The organism is Streptomyces sp. NPDC006294, assembly GCF_042870895.1.
Taxonomy (GTDB): Bacteria; Actinomycetota; Actinomycetes; order Streptomycetales; family Streptomycetaceae; genus Streptomyces.
Window position 1 is genome coordinate 14,792 of sequence record NZ_JBIAHV010000015.1, and the last position, 20,870, is coordinate 35,661.

The following is a 20,870-nucleotide window of genomic DNA, read 5'->3' on the forward strand; positions in this document are numbered from 1 at the left end:
CCTAAGAGTTGTACGTGCTCTGCGCCCGCTCCAGCCCCTCGATGACCAGAGCCTCCACCGCGTCCGCGGCCCGGTCCACGAAGTAGTCCAGCTCCTTGCGCTCCGCCGACGAGAAATCCTTCAGCACGAAGTCCGCCACCTGCATCTGCCCCGGCGGCCGGCCGATACCGAACCGCACCCGGTGATAGTCCGGACCCATCGCCTTCGTCATCGACTTCAGACCGTTGTGCCCGTTGTCCCCGCCGCCCAGCTTCAGCCGCAGCACCCCGTAGTCGATGTCCAGCTCGTCATGGACGGCCACGATGTTCCCCGTCGGCACCTTGTAGAAATCCCGCAGCGCCGTCACCGGGCCACCCGACAGATTCATGTACGACATCGGCTTCGCCAGCACCACCCGCCGGCTCGACGGCCCCGGCGAACCGATCCGGCCCTCCAGCACCTGCGCCTGCGCCTTCTGCGCCCGCTTGAACGAACCGCCGATCCGCTCCGCCAGCAGATCGGCCACCATGAAACCGACGTTGTGGCGGTTGGCCGCATACCCCGGCCCCGGATTGCCGAGACCCACGACCAGCCAGGGGGCATTCACGTCCGACATCTGCGCCGCGTCTCCTCGTCAACCGGCCCCGACAGAACGAAACGGGGTGGCGGGCCGCAGCCCGCCACCCCGGTCACACAGAGCTTACGGCTCAGGCCTGAGCGGCCTCTTCGCCGGCGCCCTCGGCCGCCGGCTCCTCCGCCTGCGAGGAGAGGATCTGCAGCACGACGGCGTCGTCCTCGACGGCCAGCGTGGTGCCGGCCGGCAGGGTGATGTCCTTCGCGAGGACGGCGTCACCGGCCGCCAGGCCCTCGATGGAGACCGTGACCGACTCGGGGATGTGGGTGGCCTCCGCCTCGACCGGCAGCGCGTTCATCACGTGCTCGACCAGGAACGCGCCGGGGGCCAGGTCGCCCTCGGTGTGCACGAAGATGTCGACGTTGACCTTCTCGCCGCGCTTCACGAGCAGCAGGTCGACGTGCTCCAGGAAGCCCTTCAGCGGGTCGCGCTGCACGGCCTTCGGGATCGCCAGCTCGTTGGTGCCATCGAGCTCCAGCGCGATCAGGACGTTCGGCGTACGCAGGGCGAGCAGCAGCTCGTGACCCGGCAGCGTCAGGTGGAGCGGGTCGGCACCGTGACCGTACAGAACGCCGGGAACCTTGTTGTCGCGGCGGATACGGCGGGCAGCGCCCTTGCCGAACTCGGAACGGCGCTCGGCGGCGAGCTTCACCTCGGACATGTGCACTCCTCGTATGGAACAGAAGACTGGTGGCGGTCACCCGGCCACGACAGGCCTGCTACGAAGAGCGCGTCGATAACGGACCGCCGCAACCTCACCGGATGCGGCCTCCCTCGCCGAGCAACTTCCCCAGTCTACCCAGCCCGCCCCACCGCCCCAAATGGATCATCCGACGCCGGACATGCCGCGGGGCCGGGCACCCGGGGCCGGACACGCGGAAGGGCCGCCCCGCGCGACGCGGGGCGGCCCTTCCGGAACGTTACGCCTGCTCCTCGAAAAGGCTCGTCACCGAACCGTCCTCGAACACCTCACGCACCGCGCGGGCGATCGTCGGCGCGATCGACAGCACCTTGATCTTGTCGAGCTCCAGCTCGCCCGGCGTCGGCAGCGTGTTCGTCAGCACGAACTCGCTCACCTTCGAATTCTTCAGACGGTCCGCGGCCGGACCCGAGAGGATGCCGTGCGTCGCCGTCACGATCACATCCTCCGCACCGTGCGCGAACAGCGCGTCCGCCGCCGCGCAGATCGTGCCACCCGTGTCGATCATGTCGTCGACCAGGACGCACACCCGGCCCTCGACCTCACCGACGACCTCGTGCACCGTCACCTGATTCGCGACGTCCTTGTCACGGCGCTTGTGCACGATCGCCAGCGGCGCGTCCAGCCGGTCGCACCAGCGGTCCGCCACCCGCACACGGCCCGCGTCCGGAGAGACGATCGTCAGCTTGTCGCGGTCGACCTTGGCGCCCACGTAGTCGGCCAGCACCGGCAGCGCCGACAGATGATCCACCGGGCCGTCGAAGAAGCCCTGGATCTGGTCCGTGTGCAGATCGACCGTGAGGATGCGGTGCGCACCCGCCGTCTTCAGCATGTCCGCGATCAGCCGGGCCGAGATCGGCTCACGGCCGCGGTGCTTCTTGTCCTGACGGGCATAGCCGTACGACGGGATGATCACGGTGATGCTCCGCGCGGAAGCCCGCTTCAGCGCGTCGATCATGATCAGCTGCTCCATGATCCACTTGTTGATCGGAGCCGTGTGGCTCTGCATCAAGAAGCAGTCGGCGCCACGCGCGGACTCCTGGAACCGGACGTAGATCTCGCCGTTGGCGAAGTCGAAAGCCTTCGTAGGGACGAGGCCGACACCCAACTGGTGCGCAACCTCCTCGGCCAGCTCGGGGTGGGCGCGGCCGGAGAAGAGCATCAGCTTCTTCTCGCCGGTCGTCTTGATCCCGGTCACAGCACTGTCTCCTCAGACGTGTTCTCTGGCCGCGACGGTCCAAGGGGCAAGGGTCCCGGGCGCGAGCCAGCCGAATTTGTGTGCACGTATCACGGTACGCCGAGTTCGACGCACCTGTTTCCGGTCAGTTCTCCTCGACGACCCGTTCCGTTGCCGCCGCGGCCGCCTGCGCGGCCGCGCTCCCGGGCCGCTTACGAGCCACCCAACCCTCGATGTTCCGCTGCTGGCCCCGGGCGACGGCCAGCGAACCCGCCGGCACGTCCTTCGTGATCACGGACCCGGCGGCCGTGTAGGCGCCGTCCCCGACAGTGACAGGAGCCACAAACATGTTGTCCGAGCCCGTCTTGCAGTGCGAACCGACCGTCGTGTGGTGCTTCGACTCGCCGTCGTAGTTCACGAACACACTCGCCGCACCGATGTTCGTGTACTGACCGATCGTCGCGTCACCCACGTACGACAGATGCGGAACCTTCGTACCCTCACCGATCGACGAGTTCTTCATCTCGACGAACGTGCCCGCCTTCGCCTTCGCCCCCAACCGCGTACCCGGCCGCAGATAAGCGAACGGACCCACCGACGCGCCCTCGCCCACCGTGGCGCCCTCCGCCACCGTGTTGTCCACCCGGGCGCCCGCGCGCACCACCGTGTCCGTCAACCGCGTGTTCGGACCCACCTCCGCGCCCTCCGCGAGATGCGTGGCCCCCAGCAGCTGCGTACCCGGATGCACCACCGAATCCGGCTCGAACGTCACCGTCACGTCCACGACCACCGACGCCGGGTCCACGACCGTGACGCCCGCCATCATGGCCTGATCCAGCAGCCGCTCGTTCATCAGCCTGCGGGCCTCCGCGAGCTGCACCCGGTTGTTGATACCGAGGATCTCCCGGTGGTCCCCCGCCACCGCCGCACCCACCCGGTGCCCCGCCTCGCGCAGAATGCCGAGCACATCCGTGAGGTACTCCTCACCCTGGCTGTTGTCCGTCCGCACCTGCGTCAGGGCGTCGGCCAGCAGCGCCCCGTCGAACGCGAACACACCCGAGTTGATCTCACGGATCGCGCGCTGCGCGGCGGTCGCGTCCTTGTGCTCGACGATCGCCGTCACCGCGCCCGTCGCCTCGTCCCGCACGATCCGCCCGTACCCGGTGGAGTCCGGCACCTCGGCCGTCAGCACGGTCACCGCGTTGCCGTCACCGGCATGTGTCCGCGCCAGCTCGGACAGCGTCGCGCCCGACAGCAGCGGGGTGTCGCCGCACACGACGACCACGGTCCCCTCCGGCCGCCCGCCGAGCTCCTCCAGGCCCATCCGCACGGCGTGCCCGGTGCCGTTCTGCTCGGCCTGGAAGGCGGTCCGCGTCCCGGCGTACCGCTCCCCGAGATGACCCTCGACCTGTTCCCGCGCATGTCCGACGACGACCACGAGCTGCTCGGGATCGAGCTCCCGGGCAGCGGAGACGACGTGTCCGACGAGCGACCGCCCGGCGATTTCGTGCAGGACCTTGGGGGTCTTCGACTTCATGCGGGTGCCCTCACCCGCTGCGAGAACGACGACGGCTGCCGGGCGAGTGGCGCTCACGGATATGCCCTTCGGCTTCGGGTGGTGGGACAACCGAAGGATACCGGGGGGTTTCGGGCCGGAAACGAGCGCGGGTCCCGACCGTGCAGGTCAGGACCCGGAGCGGGCAGCTCCCCCGCCAGGACTCGAACCCGGACATAAGGCACCAAAAGCCTCAGTGCTGCCAATTACACCACAGGGGACTACAAAGGCGACCGAACCGGACATTTGGTCCCGGGCGCCTACTGGGCACCCAACACTATGCCGTACCAAGCCCCTTCCATGCGACGGTAGAGGTCGGCGCTCTTGGTGACGTAGACGACGAGGCAACCGCGGTAGGAGTCTCCGGTGTTCCTGCGCACGGTCTTGGGGTTGTGGCGTTTGAGCGTGGCCCGCTGGAAGGTCGACACATCGACATCGGCGAGCGCGGCCCAGAAGCGTTCCGCCGTCGCGACGTCCGCGCTTTCGTGGATGCTCACGCGAAAGCGCATCCGGTCGCGTGTCACCCCCAACAGCTCCAGCCATCGCAGATACAGACTGATCACCTGCGGATCGCTGTTGATGAACTGGAGCACCTCGCATCGGCGATACGGCTTGTCCTTGGCTCCCTCGGCCCAGTAGAGCGCGACTCCGGCGATGAAGAGTTCGCGATCCGAGAGCCGGCCGATCTCGTCGCGGGCCGCCTGCTTGGCGTGTTCCCGTTCGTGTTCCCCGGCCGCCCTGCGGCGGGCGAGACCGGCGTGCATCAGGGCCTGCCGCTCCTCGTCGGTGTACCGGGCCGTGGGCTTCGGCAGGTCCCGCACCCACAGCGAGATCGAGCTCTTCGAGCAGCCCAGCTCCGCCTGGATCCGGTCGTAGGTCATGCCCTGGAGGCGCAGCTCGCGCGCCTTCTCCCGCAGGTCGTCCTTGGCCCTGGGGCGCTTGGTCCACTCCGGTGGGGGTTCGCCCTCGACCAGGCGGTGGAGGAGGTCGTTGTTGTCGACGCGGAGGCGGTCGCGGATCTGGCGGAGGCTGAGGCCCTCGCGGCGCAGGGCCACGGCCTGTTCCCGCAGGCCCTCGAAGTCGGTGTACTTGCCGCCGTTGGATGTCATGCGGCGATCGTCGTCCGGAATGCGGACGTCCGGGTCGAAACTCTGGTCGATTCACCAGTTCGAGCGGATCTGGAGCATTCCGGACCCGGAACGGGCGCGCGGGGCGCCGCCGTGCTCCCGTGAAAATGACTCGCGCCCGCCCGTAGGCTGGGACGCATGACCACAACGGGGGAGCTGGAGGAGGCCGCGGGTCCGACCGCCCGGGGCCTGCTGTGGTGGGGGCGGCGGCGCAGTGCCGTGCTGGACGTGGGGCTCGGCGTCGTCTCCGCTTTCGAGTGTGCGCTGGAGGGGATCGGCTTCGCGGAGCGGGCCGCGCTGCCGGTGCCGTTCGGTGTGCTGTTCGGGCTGGCCGTCGGGTCGGTGCTGGCGCTGAGACGGCGGTGGCCGATCGCCGTGGTGCTGGTGTCGGTCGCGACGACGCCGGCCGAGATGGGCTATCTGCTGGGGATCATCGGGCTGTACTCGCTCGCTGCGTGCGACGTGCCGCGGCGGATCACGGCGACGCTGGCGGGGATGGCCCTGTCGGCGACGTTCATAGTGACGTTCGTCCGGGTGCGGCAGGACGTGGAGGCCGGGGACTACAGCGCCTGGTACGTGCCGCTGATGGCGGTGTTCATGTCGCTGGGGCTGACGGCTCCGCCGGTGCTGCTGGGGCTGTACGTCGGGGCGCGGCGGCGGCTGATGGAGAGCTTGCGGGAGCGGGCGGACAGCCTGGAGCAGGAGTTGTCGCTGCTGGCGGACCGGGCGGAGCAGCGGGCGCAGTGGGCGCGGCAGGAGGAGCGGACCCGGATCGCGCGGGAGATGCATGACGTGGTGGCGCACCGGGTGAGCCTGATGGTGGTTCATGCGGCGGCGTTGCAGGCGGTGGCGTTGAAGGATCCGCAGAAGGCGGTGAAGAACGCGGCGCTGGTGGGGGACATGGGCCGGCAGGCGTTGACGGAGTTGCGGGAGATGCTCGGGGTGCTGCGGTCCGGTGAGGACCGGGTGCCGGCGCGGGTGGAGGGGCCGCCGTTGGCGGCGGTGGGTGCGGCGGCTGCCGCCGCTGCGGCCGCGGCGGCGGACGACGGGCCGTGCATCGCGGACATCGAGGTGCTGGTGGGGCAGTCGCGGCAGGCGGGCATGGTGGTGGAGCTCGCGGTGCAGGGTGATGTGCGGCTGTATCCGCCGGAGGTGGAGCAGACGGCGTACCGGGTGGTGCAGGAGGCGTTGACGAACGTCCACAAGCATGCGGCGGGCGCGAAGGTGATGGTGCGGCTGGCGCATCGCGCGGACGAGGTCGCGATGCAGGTGGAGAACGGCGCTCCGGACGCGGCCGGCGGTGCGGCGGACGCGGGGCTGCCGAGTGGTGGCAACGGTCTGGTGGGTATGCGGGAGCGGGTGACGGCGCTGGGCGGGGTGTTCGTGTCGGGGCCGACGGAGGTCGGGGGTTTCCGGGTGTCGGCGGTGCTGCCGGACCGGGCGGAGGCGAGCCTGCGGTGACGTCCGCCTCCGTACGGCGAGCCTGCGGTGACGTCCGCCTCCGTACGGCGAGCCTGCGGTGACGTCCGCCTCCGTACGGCGGGTCCGGTGGGGTCGGCCTCCGTACGGCGGGTCCGGTGACGTCCGCCTCCGTACGGCGGCGGCCCCGTGGGGTCAGTCGGCGGTGAGGCGGGTCGGCTGGACGCCGGTGACGAGGGTGGTGAGGGCCTGGTCGATGTCGGGTCCGACGTACCAGTCGCCGGTGTGGTCGATGCTGTAGACGCGGCCTTCGGCGTCCATGGCCAGTACGGCCTGCTGGTCGCCTTCCATGCCGAGCGGTGAGATCTCGGTGTCGAGCGCCCGGCCGAGGTCGGCGAGGGTGCGGGCGTGGTGGAGGCCGGCGAGCGGGTCGAAGCGGAGCGGGGCGGGCGCGTGCTGGCGTCCGGGGCCGGGCGCGGTGACGGTCAGCCCGCCGAATTCGGCCCACGCTTCGACGACGGCCGGGAAGACGGTGTGCCGGTGTCCGGCGGGGGAGACGTGGGCGCGGAGGGTGTCGGCCCAGTGTTCGGCCTGCTTGATGTCCCAGCGGCCGGGCTGCCAGCCCGCGTCGCGCAGTGCGGCGTCGACGGCGACGGGGAACCGGGTGGTGCTGAGGTGGTGGTCGGGCATCGGTCGTCGGTCAGCCGTTCTGGGTGGGGGCGACGGGGCGTACGCCGAAGTGGTCGAGCAGGGCGGTGCAGGACCGGCACGGCGGGGCGTAGCTGCCGTGTAGCGGGTCGCCGTCCTCGCGGATGCGGCGTGCGGTGAGTTTGGAGTGTTTGAGCGACCGGCGGGCCTCGCTGTGGGTGAGGGGTTTGCGCTGGGCGCGTTTGGAGCGCTGCGTCTCGGCCGCGGTGAGGTGGCGGGAGAGCAGGATCGCTTCGGGGCAGCGTCCGGTGAAGCGTTCGCGTTGGCCACTCGTGAGGGTGTCGAGGAAATCCTGTACGAGCGGGTGGAGGGAGGGCGGCCGGTCGCCCTTGCCGGCGGTGCAGGTGAGGGTTTCGCCGCGTACGGAGAGTGCGGCGGCGACCGCGGGCAGGATTCCGTCGCGGCGGTGCCGGAGTGCGGGCGGCTGCCTGGACTCGTCGGTGCTCCAGTTGAGGCGTGGATCACCCGATGTGCTTGGTTGCGCTGCGTGCATGGTGCTGCCGTCCCTCCCGTGCACTCCCCCGTGGTGCGGATAGACAGCCTGCCAAATGGGGTGGCCGGTAAGGAAGCTGGGTAGCTGAAACGTGTCGCCGGTGTGTCGCGGCTGGTCTGTGGGTCACTCGAAAGTGACTCTTCGTTACGGAACCGGAGGCCCGGCGGCCACTCTTGCCGCACCGCTTAGGCTGTGCTGAACCAGCCAGAAGCCAGCAGGGGGCAAAACGCATGACGACAGGTCGGCAAGGCCTGGGGGCAGCTACGGGCCCCGGGGCCGGCGCGGGTACGGCGCCACCGAATGCGGCCTACGCCGGGCAGGTCGTGCACTTCCCGGACCCGGTCCGGGCCTCCCGTCATCCCAGAGGGGTGCGGATGGACGAGGCCGGCTACCCGGACTTCTCGCCGTACGCGCGTGCGGCCGCGGAGATCGCCGAGCCTCCGGAGGGCTTCGGGGTGGACGAGCTGCGGCTCACGGACTATGTCTCGGCGAACGCGGCGCTGGCCGCGAGCGGCCACGCCCTGTGGGAGACGATTCCGCCGGTGGCGACGCCGCACGGCTGGACCTGGCACCACGTGCGTGATGCGCGGCGGCTGGAGCTCGTACCGGTCGAGGTCAAGGCGTTGCTGCGGCATCACGGCGGGCTGGTGACGGCGGCCGTGGACCACGTCAAGCGGGGTACGCGGCCGTTGCAGGAGACGCGGCCCGCTCATTTCGGTCTGCCGAGGGGCGCGGTGTCGGTGGCCGAGCAGCAGTTGCTCGGTGTCGAGGAGGACCTGGGCTACCGGCTGCCGGGCGCGTACCGCTCGTTCCTGAAGGCGGCGGGGGGTGCGGCGCCGGTCGGCGCGGCGCTGGACGCGGAGCTGGGTCTGCTGGTGGACCAGCCGTTCTTCACCGTGCGGGACGAGGCCGCGGTCAACGACCTCGTGTATGTGAACAAGTGCCTGCGGGACCATCTGACGAAGGACTATCTGGGTGTGGCGTTCGTCCAGGGCGGGATTCTCGCGCTGAAGGTGCGCGGGTCGGACATCGGTTCGGTGTGGTTCTGCGCGTACGACGATGCCCGCGACCAGGACGGGTGGACTGTGCAGGAGCGTGTGGAGAGGCTGCTGCTGCCCTGCGGCGAGGACTTCGACGCGTTTCTGCAGCGGCTCGCGGGCAATCCGCCGGAGCTGGAGACCGTGGCGAATCTGATGGTGGACGGCGGCTTCGCGCGCGCGGTCCCCGTCTCGGGCGAGGGGTGATGGTCCGGTGGTGACTTTCGCGCAGGCGCAGGAGCGCGCCGAGGAGTGGGTCAACGGCGATGTGCCCGCGTACCAGCACCGTGAGGTGCGGGTCCGTGAGTTCGATCTGGGGTTCGTCGTGTGGGCGGAGGACCGTGAGCAGGGCGCCCGTTCGGACGGTGGCCGGCAGCGGCTGGTGATCGCCAGGGACAGCGGTGAGGCGACGCTGTGGCCGGGGTTGCCGGTGGGCGAGGTGATCCGCCGGTACGAGGAGGAGTACGGGGCCCCGGACGCCGCGCCGGCGGCGGTCGCGGAGGCGCCGCAGCGGGTGGACCTGAATCAGACGTCGTTCCTGTTGAGCCCGCCGGAGTGGCTCCAGGACGCGGCGGACAGGCTGGGTATTCCGGACCGGCGGGCGTCGTCGGAGTCGTCGCCGGGGCCGTCGGGGTCGTCGTCGGGGGCCGTGTCGTCCTCGGAGCCGGCGGGCTCGGGTGCGCCGGTTGCGGCTTCGTCGGCGGGGGCCGACCGGTCGGCGGGTGCGGGGGAGCCGGACGCGTCGGGTTCGATCGGCGGCAACGCCTCGCAGGCGACGGGGAGTTCTTCGTACGCGTCGCTGTCGTCGCCTTCTTCGTCGTCCACGTCGTCGTCCTCTTCCTCGTCCGCTTCGCCGGCTCCGGCGTCGGACGCGGGCTCGTCGTCCGGTTCTCCGGGCTCGTCGGGATCCGGTTCCGTGTGGCCGGAGCCCGGGTCGTCGTCCGGTTCGGGCGCGGACGCGTCGCAGGGCGGGTCCGCGTGGCCGAGCGCGGGGGCGGCCGACTACGAGCCGACGGCGTCGGACGGGGTGCCCGCCGACGCGTCGTCCGGTGGTACCGGCTGGACGGACACCAGTTCCGCTGGCGGGGACGACGCGTCCGTGCCGCTGCCGGCCACGGTGTTCGCGCCGCCGGTCCCCGCTGACGCCGAGCGCACTCCGCCGCCGGTGTCCGCGGACGCGCCCACGGCGCTGATGTCCGGCGGCAGTCAGCTGCCGAGGACCGCGATCGTGCCGGGCCTCGGCTCACAGCAGTCGCCGCCGCAGTCCCCGTCGCAGCCGGGGCCGGATGCCTCCGCGCCGTCCGTGCCGGGCCCGCCGTCCGGCCCGGGCGCCGGTGCGGCCGACATCGCGGACGCGGCGACGAGCAAGGCGGTGCTGCCGCCGCGCGGCGCACGCGGCGGTACGGGGGCGACGCCTCCGCCGCCGCCCGGCGCTCCCGGTGCACCGGGTGCCCGTCCGGGCGCGGGGGCGACGCCTCCGCCGGCGGCACCTGGTGCTCCGGCCGGCGGCTACCTGCCCACCCAAATGGTTTCTCAACTCGGCCCGGAGGGGCCGCAGCCGCCCGGTCCGCCCGGTCCGCCGCCGGCCCCTGGTTCGACGCCGCCGCCTCCGGGTCCGCCCGCGCCTCCTGGTTCGACGCCTCCGCCCGGTGGCGGTGTGCATCATGCGGCGACGATGCTGGCCGGTCCGGCCCAGATGGGCCCTGGGGCTCCGCAGCCGCCCGGCCCTCCCGGCCCTCCCGGCGCGCCGCGTCCGCCCGGTCCGCCCGGTCCGCCCGCGCCTCCTGGTTCGACGCCTCCGCCCGGTGGCGGTGTGCATCATGCGGCGACGATGCTGGCCGGTCCCGCGCAGATGGGCCCTGGGGCTCCGCAGCCCCCCGGTCCGCCCGGTCCGCCCGCGCCTCCTGGTTCGACGCCGCCGCCCGGTGGCGGTGTGCATCATGCGGCGACGATGCTGGCCGGTCCGGCCCAGATGGGTCCGGGGGCCCCGCAGCCGCCCGGCCCTCCCGGTCCGCCCGGCCCGGTGCCGAACGCGCCGCAGCCTCCGATGGGCGGCGGAAGCCCGCCGTACGGGTATCCGCAGCAGCCCACCGGTGTGCCGACGGTCGGGCCCGGCTACCAGGCCGTGCTGCGCTACCGCGCGGCCGACGGTTCCGAGGCCCAGCTGATCCGCCGCTCCGCCCCGGGCACCCCGCATCCGGAGTGGCAGATCCTGCACGAGCTGCGTGCGATGAACGTGCCGCCGCAGCAGGTGCTGGAGCTGCACACGGAACTGGAGTCGTGCGAGCTGCCGGGTGCGTACTGCGCGCGGATGATCCGGGAGACGTGGCCGCAGGCGCGGATCACGTCGATCGCGCCGTACGGCAGGGACCACGCCTCGCGGCAGCAGGGCATGCAGCAACTCCTGGCCCACCAGGGTGAGTTGCACCAGGTCGCGGACGGGCCCGCCCGCCCCGCGCCGGTGCGCGCCCCGCTCCCGCACGTGCCGCCGGTCCCGCCGATCCCGCCGGAGGGCGTGGCGCAGGAGCTGGCGGCGGCGTTCGGACCGCAGGGTCTGTGCCGGTTCGACCAGCGGGCCGTGTCGCGTCAGGGCGTCCCGGACGTCGTGGCGGCGACCCTGGTGTGGGCGGGCCTGCCGGGCGACTTCAACCCGTTCTTCTGGGCGCAGCCGGCTCAGCCGGTGGTGCCGACGCTGGCGGAGCTCGCCGCCCAGCGCCAGGTGCAGCCGGCGTCGGACGCCGGCTCGTACCTGGTGATCGGCAGCGACTTCGGCCGCGCGATCTGCGTCCAGTACGGCACGGCGCACATCGTCGCGGTCCCGGTCGAGTCCGGTCCGGGCGGCCAGCCCGTGGCCCCGCAGTTCGTGAACACGGGCCTGCCCGAGTTCGTCCGCTGCCTGGCCCTGCTGGGCCGCATGTGGCGCCTGCGCCTGGGCCTCACCCCGGAGCAGGCGGGCCGCTGGACGGTCGACTTCCAGGCCCAGTTGACGGCCCTGGACCCGGCGGCACTGGCGTCACCGGAGAGCTGGTGGTCGGTCCTTCTCGAGCAGATGTGGGACGGCCTGCTGTAGCCCGCCGCCCGTTTCCTCGCGATGTGCCCCGGCCCGCAGGGCCGGGGGCACACGTGTGTCGCGGACGTCACATCGGGCTGTGCCTTTGCAAAGCCCTTGCTGTCAGCAGGTGTTGTTACGGTTCGAGGGCGTCCAGCGACCGCGTGGAGGGGGATCATGGTCGACAAAGCAGATCTCGACGTCTCCGACGAGGATTTGACCAGACTCGCCGGTGACCTCGACGCGATGCAGCGCCATTTGGACAACCAGGTCCGCCGGATGGACGCGGTTGTCGACGGGATCGAGGCAGGCTGGAAGGGCGAGGCAGCCAATGGCTACCGGGCGCTCCACCAGGGTGCGGCAGAGGACGCGGTCCGGATCCGGGAGATCCTCAAGGTCCTCGAAGAGGCGATGCGGATGAGCCGGGACGGCTTCACCGATCAGGAACTGGACACCCTGCGCCGGATGCGCCAGGCGGAGAGCAGTGTCGACGCCGCTCTCGAGGCGTCCAGGCTCTCCGAGGGCACCGCACCCATCGCACCGGCCAGCCGGATTCTCGACGTCTGACACACACCATTCACGGGGGCAGCACACATGGCCGACGACTACATAGGCGTCAGCTTCAGCACACTGCGCGAAGCGGCCGGCGAACTCGAAGAGATCCTCAAACAGCTCAACCTGCGCCTGGAAGACCTCTACACCCGCACCGAGAAAGTCGTTCTCACCTGGCAGGGCGACGCCCGCGACGCCTTTGTCGAAGAACTCGACCAGTGGGACAAGCAGATGGCCGATCTCCAGGCAGCCCAGGCATGGCTGCACGAGGTGGTCACCACGGGGCACGCCAACTACGCAGAGGCTCACCGCGCGGTGCTGCGCGGCTGGGGAGCCGCCTGATGGGTACGCCTCCGCCGCCTCAGAACGGCACGATTGATGTCAAGCCGTCGGACCTGTTCCGTGTCTCAGGGGGCTTCGCGGGCCAGCAGCCGATGTACAACCAGGCGGCCAAGAACCTGCTGACCGAGCTTCAGAAGCACCCCGACGCGGGCGGCTACGGCACCGCCGCGCAGGCGTTCGCCTCCGCCTACGTCAAGGTCGGCAACCGCTTCCTCGAAGTCTGGGCGAAGAGTGTCGTCAGCATCGGCGGCGCTGCGGTCGGATTCACGACCACGGCCAACAACTACTCCAGGGCCGAAGCATCGGCAGACCCGACCGGCAAGAAGAAGCCGGTGGTCCAGCCGCCCCCACAGGTGATCGACACCGTTCCCGTCTACGGGACCGTCCCCAATCTGAAGTGGGGGGACGACGACGGTGGTGACGGTTGGCTGCGCAGCATCCTTGAGTGCATTCCCGAGGTCATTCGCGACGCCTTCCGACCGGTCCTCAAGCACGCCTTCCGCTGGGGCAAGGTCGCCGACGTCTACCCGTACCCCCAGCAGCACTACCTCAACGACCTGTCCAAGGCCTGGCGGAACATGACGATGACGCTCTCGATCACCGAGAGCGCCTTGACAGGGCAAGTCAGCAGCATCACCCAGCAGACCGACAGCGAGTGGCACGACGCGATGCGGCAGTTCTGCAGCTCGTTGTGGGGCACGACGGCCTGGGGCACGTCCACGGCCGGTTACGAGTGGAAGCACGACTCGGCATCGGCGACCACCGGCGCCACCCACCCCGTGATGACCGTGCTCTTCGACACGGCCATGAAGGTCAGCGACCTGCTGTACGAGTTCGCCGAAGCCGCAGTGGACCTCAACGGCAAGGTCTGGGACATCTACATGGAGGCCGTGCGCGAGGCGGTCGGCAAGATCGACCTGAGCGACGGCGTGGATCTCGGCGACGTCAAGGAGGGCGCCAAGGCCGCCGGGCGCTTTCTCAAGGGCCTCGCGAAAGGTGCGGCCGAGCTCAGTGTGGAAATCACCCTGAACATCGACACCGCGGCGATCAACCGGGTGGTCGAGGCGTACAACACGCGGGTGAACGGCCTGGTGCCGAAGCTGAACGCTCTGATGGAGCCGCTGCACGAGGCATTCCGCAGTGCGCCCACCTTCAAGTCGGAGGACGCCCGTGCGCAGGCATTCGGCGCCCGCGCCCTCAACGAGTTCAAACCGCAGCATCACTTCACGGTCCCCGGGGAGGACCCCGACAACATCTACTACCCCATGGACCTGGCGAACCAGGAAGGGCTGTACGGCAGCCATCCCATCGACAAGCATGTCGGCCTGGACGACGACCAGCTCAGGATGCGGCTGCGGGACCAGGCAGGCGCTCCGGCCGCGTCCTCCTTCCCGGACCTGGCGTCGGCGCAGCGCTTCACCCAGGCAACACTGCAGAACGACGCGAACGAGAACCGGATCGCGGACTGGATCGACAGCGTGGAGAGGAAGATCCAGAACAACCCGAACTACGATCCGAACAAGTCCGAGATCCAACCGCCCCTTTACATGGAATTCCCAGGTGAGACCACCGGCCGCAGTGTCTCGCGCGACGACTATGCTGCGGACGGCATGAATGCCAAGGTCGAGGACAAGAGCTGGGCCCAGGTGCGTCTGATCTACAAGGAAGGGCTGGAGCCGCCCTTCATCGTGCTCACCGCGATGCCGCACAAAGGCCCGTGAGAGAGGTGCATCCCATGCAGCCGTCGCCCATGTCGCTGCTTTCCGACGGTCCGGCCGTGCGGCTCCTCGACATCGCCGTCGCGGCACAGGAGTCGGGCGGGCAGCTCTCGCTGGACGAGGAGCTTCAGCGCTACGTCCGTCTCGTCCGCAGCGACTGGATCGCCACTTGGAACTGCTCGGTCCATGCGGCGGCGGGAGTGCTCGAATTCGCCGCGGAGTCGGTCGATCGGGCGGGCGGACTCGCCCCGTTCCCGCCGCGGTTCCGGGAAGTGGCCGCGCGGGCGGCGGGTGACATGGAGCCTGCCGATTATCTGCGCACACTGGCCGAACTGGTGCGGATCCTCGAGCGCCAAGGGATTCCGGAATACTCGGAACTTCCCATGGGCGGCCAGGAGTTCCTGCAGACGTTTCCCTACCTTTTCGGTTTCGACGCCATCCTCATGGACGAGGGTGACAGGCCCTTTACCGAAATCGTCCGGTCGATGCTGACCAACGAGCACCCGTACTGCCACGAGCGTGCGGCCGCCTACTCGACCGAGGCGCAGCGGGCCCTCTCTCTTTTCCCCGGGCCGGACGCACTCAGGCCGCGCCTCTCCTGGGCCGACCGTGACCGGCTCCGTGAGCTCATCGACACCGTCAACGATCACATGCAACGAGAGCACTCATGACCGCCGACGTCACTCAGAACCGCGCCGCCACCTATCCCGACCGCGAGACCGCCCAGTGGGCGACTCAACATGTCGTCACGGCCAACGAGCAGGCAATCCACCGCTGGCTCGCGCAGTCGACCCGGCAGAGGCTGACCATCGAGGCCGCCTGGCCGTCCCGTCCCGAGCCGGTCGGGCGCGTTCTGATCCAGGCGATGATGCTCGCCGGCCGTGACCCGGTCGACGTCCGCGCGGCTCGCGTGGTCCTCAAGCGCGACGAGAGCAGCCCGCACGGCTTCACCGTCCACGCCACCTTCCCGATCTACCTCTGAAGGCCGCACCCGTGTCCCTGAAGCCACGCGAACACGACCGCAAGTACGGCGAGCTCGACCATGTCGTCCGCGCCTACCTCGGCCAGAGGGCCGACGACGACGAGCCCCTCACCGCCTACCTCCGGCACACCTGGCGTACCCGTCCCTGGGCCATCCCGATCGCCGAGGAGCAGTTGCGCGCCTACGCCGACAATCCGCCCGGCCGGCTCCGGCGGCGCCTTGGTGAGTTCTATCCCGTACCGGACGTCGGTCTGCCGGACTCCGAGATCCAGGCGTGGCTGGTGCGGCTGGCCGACCGCCTCAAGGAAAGCGTGGAGACAGGCCAGGCACCGCCTCCGGCGACCCCGCAGACGCACTGGGAATGGCACGCCCGCTTCCCGGAACTGGGGCAGTTCCTCGGAGGCTGGTTCTCCCAGGACATGCCGGACGAGTTCGAGGACCACGATGCCGCGGTGCAGGACTATCTGGACACCTCCGACAGCGGTCTGGTCGCCCAGCTCACCGGCGAGCTGCACGACCTGCTCACCCTGCCCCTGAGCGAGTCCGACCAAGCGCTCGCCGTGGCCGAACTCGGCATGGAGGTCGATCCGCCCGCGCCGTACACGCCCGGCGCCTGGCTCGTGGCTCTGGCCGCGCGGCTGCGCACCGTCTGACGCGGGACGGACGAGGGCGCCCGGTCCGTGATCGCGGACCGGGCGCCCTTCGTCGTTTCAGGAGTTCGTCGGTGCGCCGGCGAGGATGGTGGGTTCCAGGTCCTCGTAGTCGCGACGCTGGACCGCCCGGTCGTTGTCGAACAGGACGGACGCGAGCCAGCCGGCGAGGAAGCCGAGGGGGATGGAGACGAGGCCGGCCGTGGTGTACGGGAACCAGTTGAAGTCCTGGCCGGGGAAGATCGACTGCGGGGAGCCCGACACCAGGTTGCTGCCGGCCGTCAGGACGAGTGCGGAGACGCTGCCCACGATGAGCGTGGCGAGCAGTCCCGTACGGGTGTAGCGCCGCCAGAAGAGGGTGTAGACGAGGGCGGGTGCGACGGCGGACGCGCCGACGCAGAAGGACAGGGTCAGCAGCGCCTGGAGGTTCAGGTGTCTGGCGCCGGCGGCGATCGCGATGGCGACGAGGCCGACGCCCGCGGCCGCGCCCCTGGCGATGGCCATCTCGGCGCGGTCGGTGAGCCTGGCTTCGCGGACGCCGTGCGCGATCAGGTCGTGGGCCAGGGTGTTGGCGCAGGCCAGGGTGATCCCGGCGACCGAGGCGAGCAGGGTGAGGAAGATCGCGGTCGCCACGGTGGTGAACAGCAGCGTCTCGACGGTGTTCGGGTCGGGGCCCATGACGGCCTGGCTGACCATGAGGAACGCGGTCTTGCCCTGCGGGTCGCCCGCGGCGAGTTCCTGGTGACCGACGAGGGCGGCGGCGCCGAAGCCGATCACGGCGAGGAGCAGGCAGGTGACGACGACGATCGACACGGCCCAGGACATCGAGCGCCGCACGGCCTTCGCGTTGCGGGCGGTGAACATGCGCATGGTGATGTGAGGCAGCACCGCGGCGCCGAGTACGACGGTCAACTGGGTGCTGATCATGTCGAGTTCGTCGCCGGCGAACTGCAGTCCGGGAGTGAGGTATGTGTCTCCCAGTCCGCTGCCGGCCTTGGCGGCGTCGATCAGCGTGGGCGCGCTGAAGTCGAAGCGGTCGAGGATCAGTACGGCGATGGCGGTGGCAGCGCCGAGCAGTACGACGGTCTTGACGATCTGGATGAAGGCGGTGCCCTTCATGCCGCCGATCGCCGCGTACGTGATCATCAGCAGTCCGAGGAAGATGATCGCGCCGGTCTTGAATCCGTCGGCGTGGAAGCCGAGGACGACGGAGAGCAGGTCGCCCGCGCCGGCCAGCTGGAAGATCACCAGCGGCAGCAGCGCGGTCAGCGTGACGGCCGCCGCGGTGATCCGTACGGCGGGCCCGTGGGCGCGGCGGCCGAAGACGTCGCCCATGGTGAACCGGCCCGCGTTGCGCAGGGGTTCGGCGAGCAGGAACATCATGAGGACCAGGGACAGCACGGTGCTCAGGGTGAGCGTCAGCCCGTCGTACCCGAGGAGCGCGATGATGCCGATGGTGCCGAGGACGGTTCCGGCGGAGATGTAGTCGCCCGCGATGGCGAGGCCGCTCTGCATGGGGGACAGGGAGCGGTAGCCGGTGTAGAACTCGCCGAGGTCGTCCCGGTCCGGCCCGGTCATCACGCACAGCAGCAGCGTCACGGTGATGACGGCGATGAACGCCATGAGGGACATGGTCTGTGCCTCGGAGCTGAACCCGTTCACGCGCGCGCACCTCCGGCCGGCTGCCGGCCGCCGTACGGGGCCGTTCGCTCCATGCGCTCCCTGACGGAAGCGACGAGCGGGTCGACGCGCCTTTGCGCGATGCGCTCGTACACGGCGATCGCGGCGAGCGCCACGGGCAGTTGGACGAGCCCCAGCACCAGCCCGGTCGTGAGACCGCCGCTGACCTCTCCGGTCATGAATCCGGGGGCGTACGCGGACAGGAGCAGGAAGAGGATGAAGTAGCCGAGGGCGGTGAGCGTCGAGACGCGTCGCAGCCTCCGGTAGGCCGAGCCGAGGCTTTGCAGTTCGCGGCTGTGTCCGTCGTCGCCCTGGTCCCGGTGCGCGGTCTGCGGCCGGTCCCAGGGCTGCGGGCCGAAGTCCCGCGCCGGGTCGGCCGTCTCCTGACGGTGCCGTCCGGGGTTGCTGGGCTGGCGTGGTGGATCGGGGAAGAGCTGGTGGTGGTACGACATCGTCTTGCTCCTTGCCGCCCCGAGGGTGGGTGCGGGTGGCGCTGGTGGTCCGCGTACGTTACTCACGGGTAGTGCGATGACGTAAGGGCTTCCCGACCAACTGGTATGTCGGTTCGGTGACGATCCTGTGCATGAGCGAACGGACCGGCGGTAACGGGGGGTGAAACGTCGCTCTTGCCCCGGATGGGCGGGAACCGCTCGGCGCGCGGCGGGCTCGGCTACGGCTGCGAGTCGATGGACGGCATGGCAGTGATCTTCCCGCCCCAGGCGGACTGTGCCTGTCTCCCGCCGGGGCCTCCTGCCTCCCCGCAACGGGCGGGGGCACAGCGGAGAAAGGGCGAGGCGCGTCGGCGGTCTGCCGGTCAGACGCGGGGTCATGACTGTGAAGATCACTCGTATCAACCCCGAACAACTGCATGAGACGCCCGGCTATCACCACATCACGGTGGTGGAGGCGGGTCGTACGGCCTACTTGGCCGGGCAGTGCCCTCTTGATCGCAGCGGTTCGCTCGTCGGGTCGGAATCGCTCGAGGCGCAGGTGGACCAGGTGGTCGCGAACTCCGTCGCCGCCCTGACGGCCGTGGGCGCCGAGCCGCAGCAGGTGGTGCGCTCGGTGATCTACGTGCGCAGCGACGACCGGGAAGCGCTGGGGATCGCGTGGCGCCGGCTCACGGAGTCGGCACTCGGTCCGGCGTTCACCACGGCGAGCACGCTTCTTGGTGTCGCGCAGCTCGGGTTTCCGGGGCAGCTCGTCGAGGTGGATCTCACGGTGGCGTTGACCGACTGAGCCGTTTCCCGGCGCGATTGTCCGGGTGCGGCATCGAGTTCGCACCCCAGCGGCTTGCAGAAGCTGCCAACTGGGTCTGTGTCGCCGTCGCCCCCGGCGGCACCGTCCGCCTGCGCGACAGCAAGGTGCCGGATGTCCTCCTGGCCGCGCGCCTTGAGGCGCTGGACCGCTTCATACGCGCGGCCGCCGACGGGCGGTTCGAGACCTCCTGACGCGGGCGGGTCGGCCCATCGGCGCCGTCCGGACCCGGAAGTGGTGCGACACGTCAGTCCGTCGGATCCGTCCGGACCGGGAACCGCTTCGGCGCCACGAAGAGCAGCACCAGCAGCGCCAGGCCCGCCGCGGCCGCCGCGCCCACGTAGACGTGGTCGACGGCCGCGTCGACCGCGCGGCGCAGGCCGTCGGTGGCGGAGGCCGTCAGCGTGGCCGGGTTCTCCAGGGCGTGGGACACCGAGTCGAGGCTGCCGCCGCCGAGGCGGGAGAGCAGGACGGCGTTGGCGACAGCGCCGAAGAGGGCCGCGCCCAGGGACTGGCCGACCTGGCGGCAGAAGAGGACGGAGGCCGTGGTGGTGCCGCGTTCCGACCAGCCGACGGTGGACTGCACACCGACGATCAGGGGGAGTTGGAAGAGGCCGAGCGCCGCGCCGAGCAGCAGCATGATCAGGGCCGGCTGCCACGGTGCGCCGGGGAACGGCAGCAGTGGGAAGGCCAGCAGGATCAGCATCGCGAGGCCCGCGCCGAGCATCGCGCACCGACGGAAGCCGATGCGGGTGTAGACGTGGTCGGACAGGGCGGCGCTGACCGGCCAGCTCAGGGTCATCACGGAGAGGACGAAGCCCGCGGCGATCGGGCCGAGGCCGAGGACGGACTGGGCGTAGGTGGGCAGGAAGACGGTCGGGGCGACCATCAGCAGGCCCAGCGCGCCCAGGGCCAGGTTGACCGCCGCGATGGTGCGGCGGCGCCAGACCCAGCCGGGGATGATCGGCTCGGCGGCGCGGCGTTCGACGACGACCGTGACGGCGACGAGGACCGCGCTGCCGCCCAGCAGGGCCAGCGACGGGGCCGACAGCCACGGCCAGGCGATGCCGCCCTGGACGAGGGCGGTCAGCAGCAGCGTGCCGGCGGCGAAGACGCACAGGGCGCCGGCCCAGTCGACGCGCGGCCGGGTGGTGCGTGCCGGGCGGGCCGGTTCGGTGAAGTAGCGCAGGACGAGGAAGAGCGCGACCGCGCCGACGGGCAGGTTGATGAGGAAGATCCAGCGCCAGTCCGCGTATCCGGCGAGCAGTCCGCCGACCGCGGGGCCGGCGACCGCCGAAGTCGCCCACACGGTGGAGAGCCTGGCCTGGATGCGGGGGCGCTCGGCCAGGGGGTAGAGGTCGGCGGCGATGGTCTGCACCGTGCCCTGGAGCGCCCCGCCGCCGAGGCCCTGGACGACGCGGAACGCGATGAGCGCGGCCATGTTCCAGGCGAGTGCGCACAGCAGGGAGCCGACCAGGAACAGGATGATCCCGGCGACGAGTACGGGCTTGCGGCCGAAGGTGTCGGACAGCTTGCCGTACACGGGGAGGGTGACGGTCACGGCGAGCAGATAGCCCGAGAACAGCCAGGAGAAGACGGCGAAGCCGCCCAGGTCGCCGACGATCTGCGGCACGGCGGTCGAGACGATGGTCCCGTCGAGCGCGGCGAGCGCCATGCCGAGCATGAGCGCGGCGACGACCGGGCCCCGGCCGCGGGGCGCCGCCGGATGCGCGGCGGAGCCGGGCAGGCGTGTGGTGCGGCCGGTGCTTCCCATGGCGTCCCCCAGGTCCGTTCGTCATGCATCTAATTCC

General features: G+C 70.6%; 21 protein-coding genes and 1 tRNA gene. 11 read left to right on the top strand and 11 right to left on the bottom strand.

What is annotated here, in order from left to right; genetic code table 11:
• Position 1: 1 nt before the first annotated feature.
• The 6 genes from pth to ACFYOP_RS25405 all read right to left on the bottom strand — a co-directional run bounded on the left by pth (position 2) and on the right by ACFYOP_RS25405 (position 5,154).
• Complete coding sequence (pth, locus tag ACFYOP_RS25380) at positions 2-595, bottom strand: aminoacyl-tRNA hydrolase (protein ID WP_356894347.1); 594 nt, start codon at positions 593-595, stop codon at positions 2-4.
• 91 nt (positions 596-686) lie between these two features.
• Complete coding sequence (locus tag ACFYOP_RS25385; protein ID WP_356894345.1) at positions 687-1,274, bottom strand: 50S ribosomal protein L25/general stress protein Ctc; 588 nt, start codon at positions 1,272-1,274, stop codon at positions 687-689.
• A gap of 259 nt (positions 1,275-1,533) precedes the next feature.
• Positions 1,534-2,511 (bottom strand): ribose-phosphate diphosphokinase, encoded by a 978-nt coding sequence (locus ACFYOP_RS25390; protein ID WP_356894343.1) that lies wholly within the window; start codon positions 2,509-2,511, stop codon positions 1,534-1,536.
• A 124-nt stretch (positions 2,512-2,635) separates the two neighbouring features.
• Positions 2,636-4,084, bottom strand: a complete 1,449-nt coding sequence (gene glmU / locus ACFYOP_RS25395; RefSeq protein ID WP_356894341.1) for a bifunctional UDP-N-acetylglucosamine diphosphorylase/glucosamine-1-phosphate N-acetyltransferase GlmU — start codon at positions 4,082-4,084, stop codon at positions 2,636-2,638.
• 110 nt (positions 4,085-4,194) lie between these two features.
• Positions 4,195-4,266, bottom strand: a tRNA-Gln gene (locus ACFYOP_RS25400).
• Between the two features lie 39 nt (positions 4,267-4,305).
• Positions 4,306-5,154: a hypothetical protein gene (locus tag ACFYOP_RS25405; RefSeq protein WP_356894339.1), complete on the bottom strand. Its 849-nt coding sequence runs from the start codon at positions 5,152-5,154 to the stop codon at positions 4,306-4,308.
• A 156-nt stretch (positions 5,155-5,310) separates the two neighbouring features.
• On the opposite strand from ACFYOP_RS25405, the gene ACFYOP_RS25410 reads away from it, so the two are divergent.
• Positions 5,311-6,633: a histidine kinase gene (locus tag ACFYOP_RS25410; RefSeq protein ID WP_356894338.1), complete on the top strand. Its 1,323-nt coding sequence runs from the start codon at positions 5,311-5,313 to the stop codon at positions 6,631-6,633.
• 153 nt (positions 6,634-6,786) lie between these two features.
• Here ACFYOP_RS25410 and ACFYOP_RS25415 read toward each other — a convergent pair whose 3' ends face one another.
• Both ACFYOP_RS25415 and ACFYOP_RS25420 read right to left on the bottom strand, forming a co-directional pair.
• Positions 6,787-7,281 carry an SUKH-3 domain-containing protein gene (locus ACFYOP_RS25415; protein WP_356894336.1) on the bottom strand — a complete coding sequence of 165 codons (495 nt, stop codon included), beginning with the start codon at positions 7,279-7,281 and terminating at the stop codon, positions 6,787-6,789.
• 10 nt (positions 7,282-7,291) lie between these two features.
• Complete coding sequence (locus ACFYOP_RS25420) at positions 7,292-7,792, bottom strand: YwqJ-related putative deaminase (RefSeq protein ID WP_356894334.1); 501 nt, start codon at positions 7,790-7,792, stop codon at positions 7,292-7,294.
• A 230-nt stretch (positions 7,793-8,022) separates the two neighbouring features.
• On the opposite strand from ACFYOP_RS25420, the gene ACFYOP_RS25425 reads away from it, so the two are divergent.
• The 8 genes from ACFYOP_RS25425 (at position 8,023) to ACFYOP_RS25460 (ending at position 16,125) form a co-directional block, all read left to right on the top strand.
• A complete protein-coding gene (locus tag ACFYOP_RS25425) occupies positions 8,023-9,036 on the top strand; it encodes an SMI1/KNR4 family protein (protein WP_356894332.1) in 1,014 nt (337 codons plus the stop codon).
• A gap of 7 nt (positions 9,037-9,043) precedes the next feature.
• Complete coding sequence (locus ACFYOP_RS25430) at positions 9,044-11,899, top strand: SUKH-4 family immunity protein (protein WP_356894330.1); 2,856 nt, start codon at positions 9,044-9,046, stop codon at positions 11,897-11,899.
• A 156-nt stretch (positions 11,900-12,055) separates the two neighbouring features.
• Positions 12,056-12,445, top strand: coding sequence for a WXG100 family type VII secretion target (locus ACFYOP_RS25435; RefSeq protein ID WP_356894328.1), 390 nt, complete (start codon positions 12,056-12,058; stop codon positions 12,443-12,445).
• A 27-nt stretch (positions 12,446-12,472) separates the two neighbouring features.
• Positions 12,473-12,772 carry a WXG100 family type VII secretion target gene (locus ACFYOP_RS25440; protein WP_356894326.1) on the top strand — a complete coding sequence of 100 codons (300 nt, stop codon included), beginning with the start codon at positions 12,473-12,475 and terminating at the stop codon, positions 12,770-12,772.
• Positions 12,772-14,493 carry an RNase A-like domain-containing protein gene (locus tag ACFYOP_RS25445; RefSeq protein WP_356894324.1) on the top strand — a complete coding sequence of 574 codons (1,722 nt, stop codon included), beginning with the start codon at positions 12,772-12,774 and terminating at the stop codon, positions 14,491-14,493. Before ACFYOP_RS25440 ends, ACFYOP_RS25445 begins: the two co-directional genes overlap by 1 nt.
• Positions 14,494-14,507: 14 nt before the next feature.
• The gene (locus ACFYOP_RS25450) at positions 14,508-15,161 is read left to right on the top strand and encodes a hypothetical protein (protein ID WP_356894322.1); all 654 of its coding nucleotides are present in this window, start codon (positions 14,508-14,510) and stop codon (positions 15,159-15,161) included.
• Positions 15,158-15,472, top strand: coding sequence for an RNase A-like domain-containing protein (locus ACFYOP_RS25455; protein WP_356894320.1), 315 nt, complete (start codon positions 15,158-15,160; stop codon positions 15,470-15,472). The genes ACFYOP_RS25450 and ACFYOP_RS25455 overlap by 4 nt, the downstream gene beginning before the upstream one ends.
• Positions 15,473-15,483: 11 nt before the next feature.
• Complete coding sequence (locus ACFYOP_RS25460; protein WP_356894318.1) at positions 15,484-16,125, top strand: contact-dependent growth inhibition system immunity protein; 642 nt, start codon at positions 15,484-15,486, stop codon at positions 16,123-16,125.
• A gap of 57 nt (positions 16,126-16,182) precedes the next feature.
• Here the strand turns inward: ACFYOP_RS25460 and ACFYOP_RS25465 are convergent, their stop codons facing one another.
• Both ACFYOP_RS25465 and ACFYOP_RS25470 read right to left on the bottom strand, forming a co-directional pair.
• Complete coding sequence (locus ACFYOP_RS25465) at positions 16,183-17,784, bottom strand: cation acetate symporter (protein WP_356894316.1); 1,602 nt, start codon at positions 17,782-17,784, stop codon at positions 16,183-16,185.
• Positions 17,781-18,254, bottom strand: a complete 474-nt coding sequence (locus tag ACFYOP_RS25470) for a DUF485 domain-containing protein (RefSeq protein ID WP_356894314.1) — start codon at positions 18,252-18,254, stop codon at positions 17,781-17,783. The genes ACFYOP_RS25465 and ACFYOP_RS25470 overlap by 4 nt, the downstream gene beginning before the upstream one ends.
• 376 nt (positions 18,255-18,630) lie before the next feature.
• On the opposite strand from ACFYOP_RS25470, the gene ACFYOP_RS25475 reads away from it, so the two are divergent.
• Positions 18,631-19,041: a RidA family protein gene (locus ACFYOP_RS25475; protein WP_356894312.1), complete on the top strand. Its 411-nt coding sequence runs from the start codon at positions 18,631-18,633 to the stop codon at positions 19,039-19,041.
• 17 nt (positions 19,042-19,058) lie between these two features.
• Positions 19,059-19,253 (top strand): DUF397 domain-containing protein, encoded by a 195-nt coding sequence (locus tag ACFYOP_RS25480; protein WP_356894310.1) that lies wholly within the window; start codon positions 19,059-19,061, stop codon positions 19,251-19,253.
• Positions 19,254-19,306: 53 nt separating this feature from the next.
• Here the strand turns inward: ACFYOP_RS25480 and ACFYOP_RS25485 are convergent, their stop codons facing one another.
• A complete protein-coding gene (locus ACFYOP_RS25485; RefSeq protein WP_356894308.1) occupies positions 19,307-20,833 on the bottom strand; it encodes an MFS transporter in 1,527 nt (508 codons plus the stop codon).
• Positions 20,834-20,870: the final 37 nt, after the last annotated feature.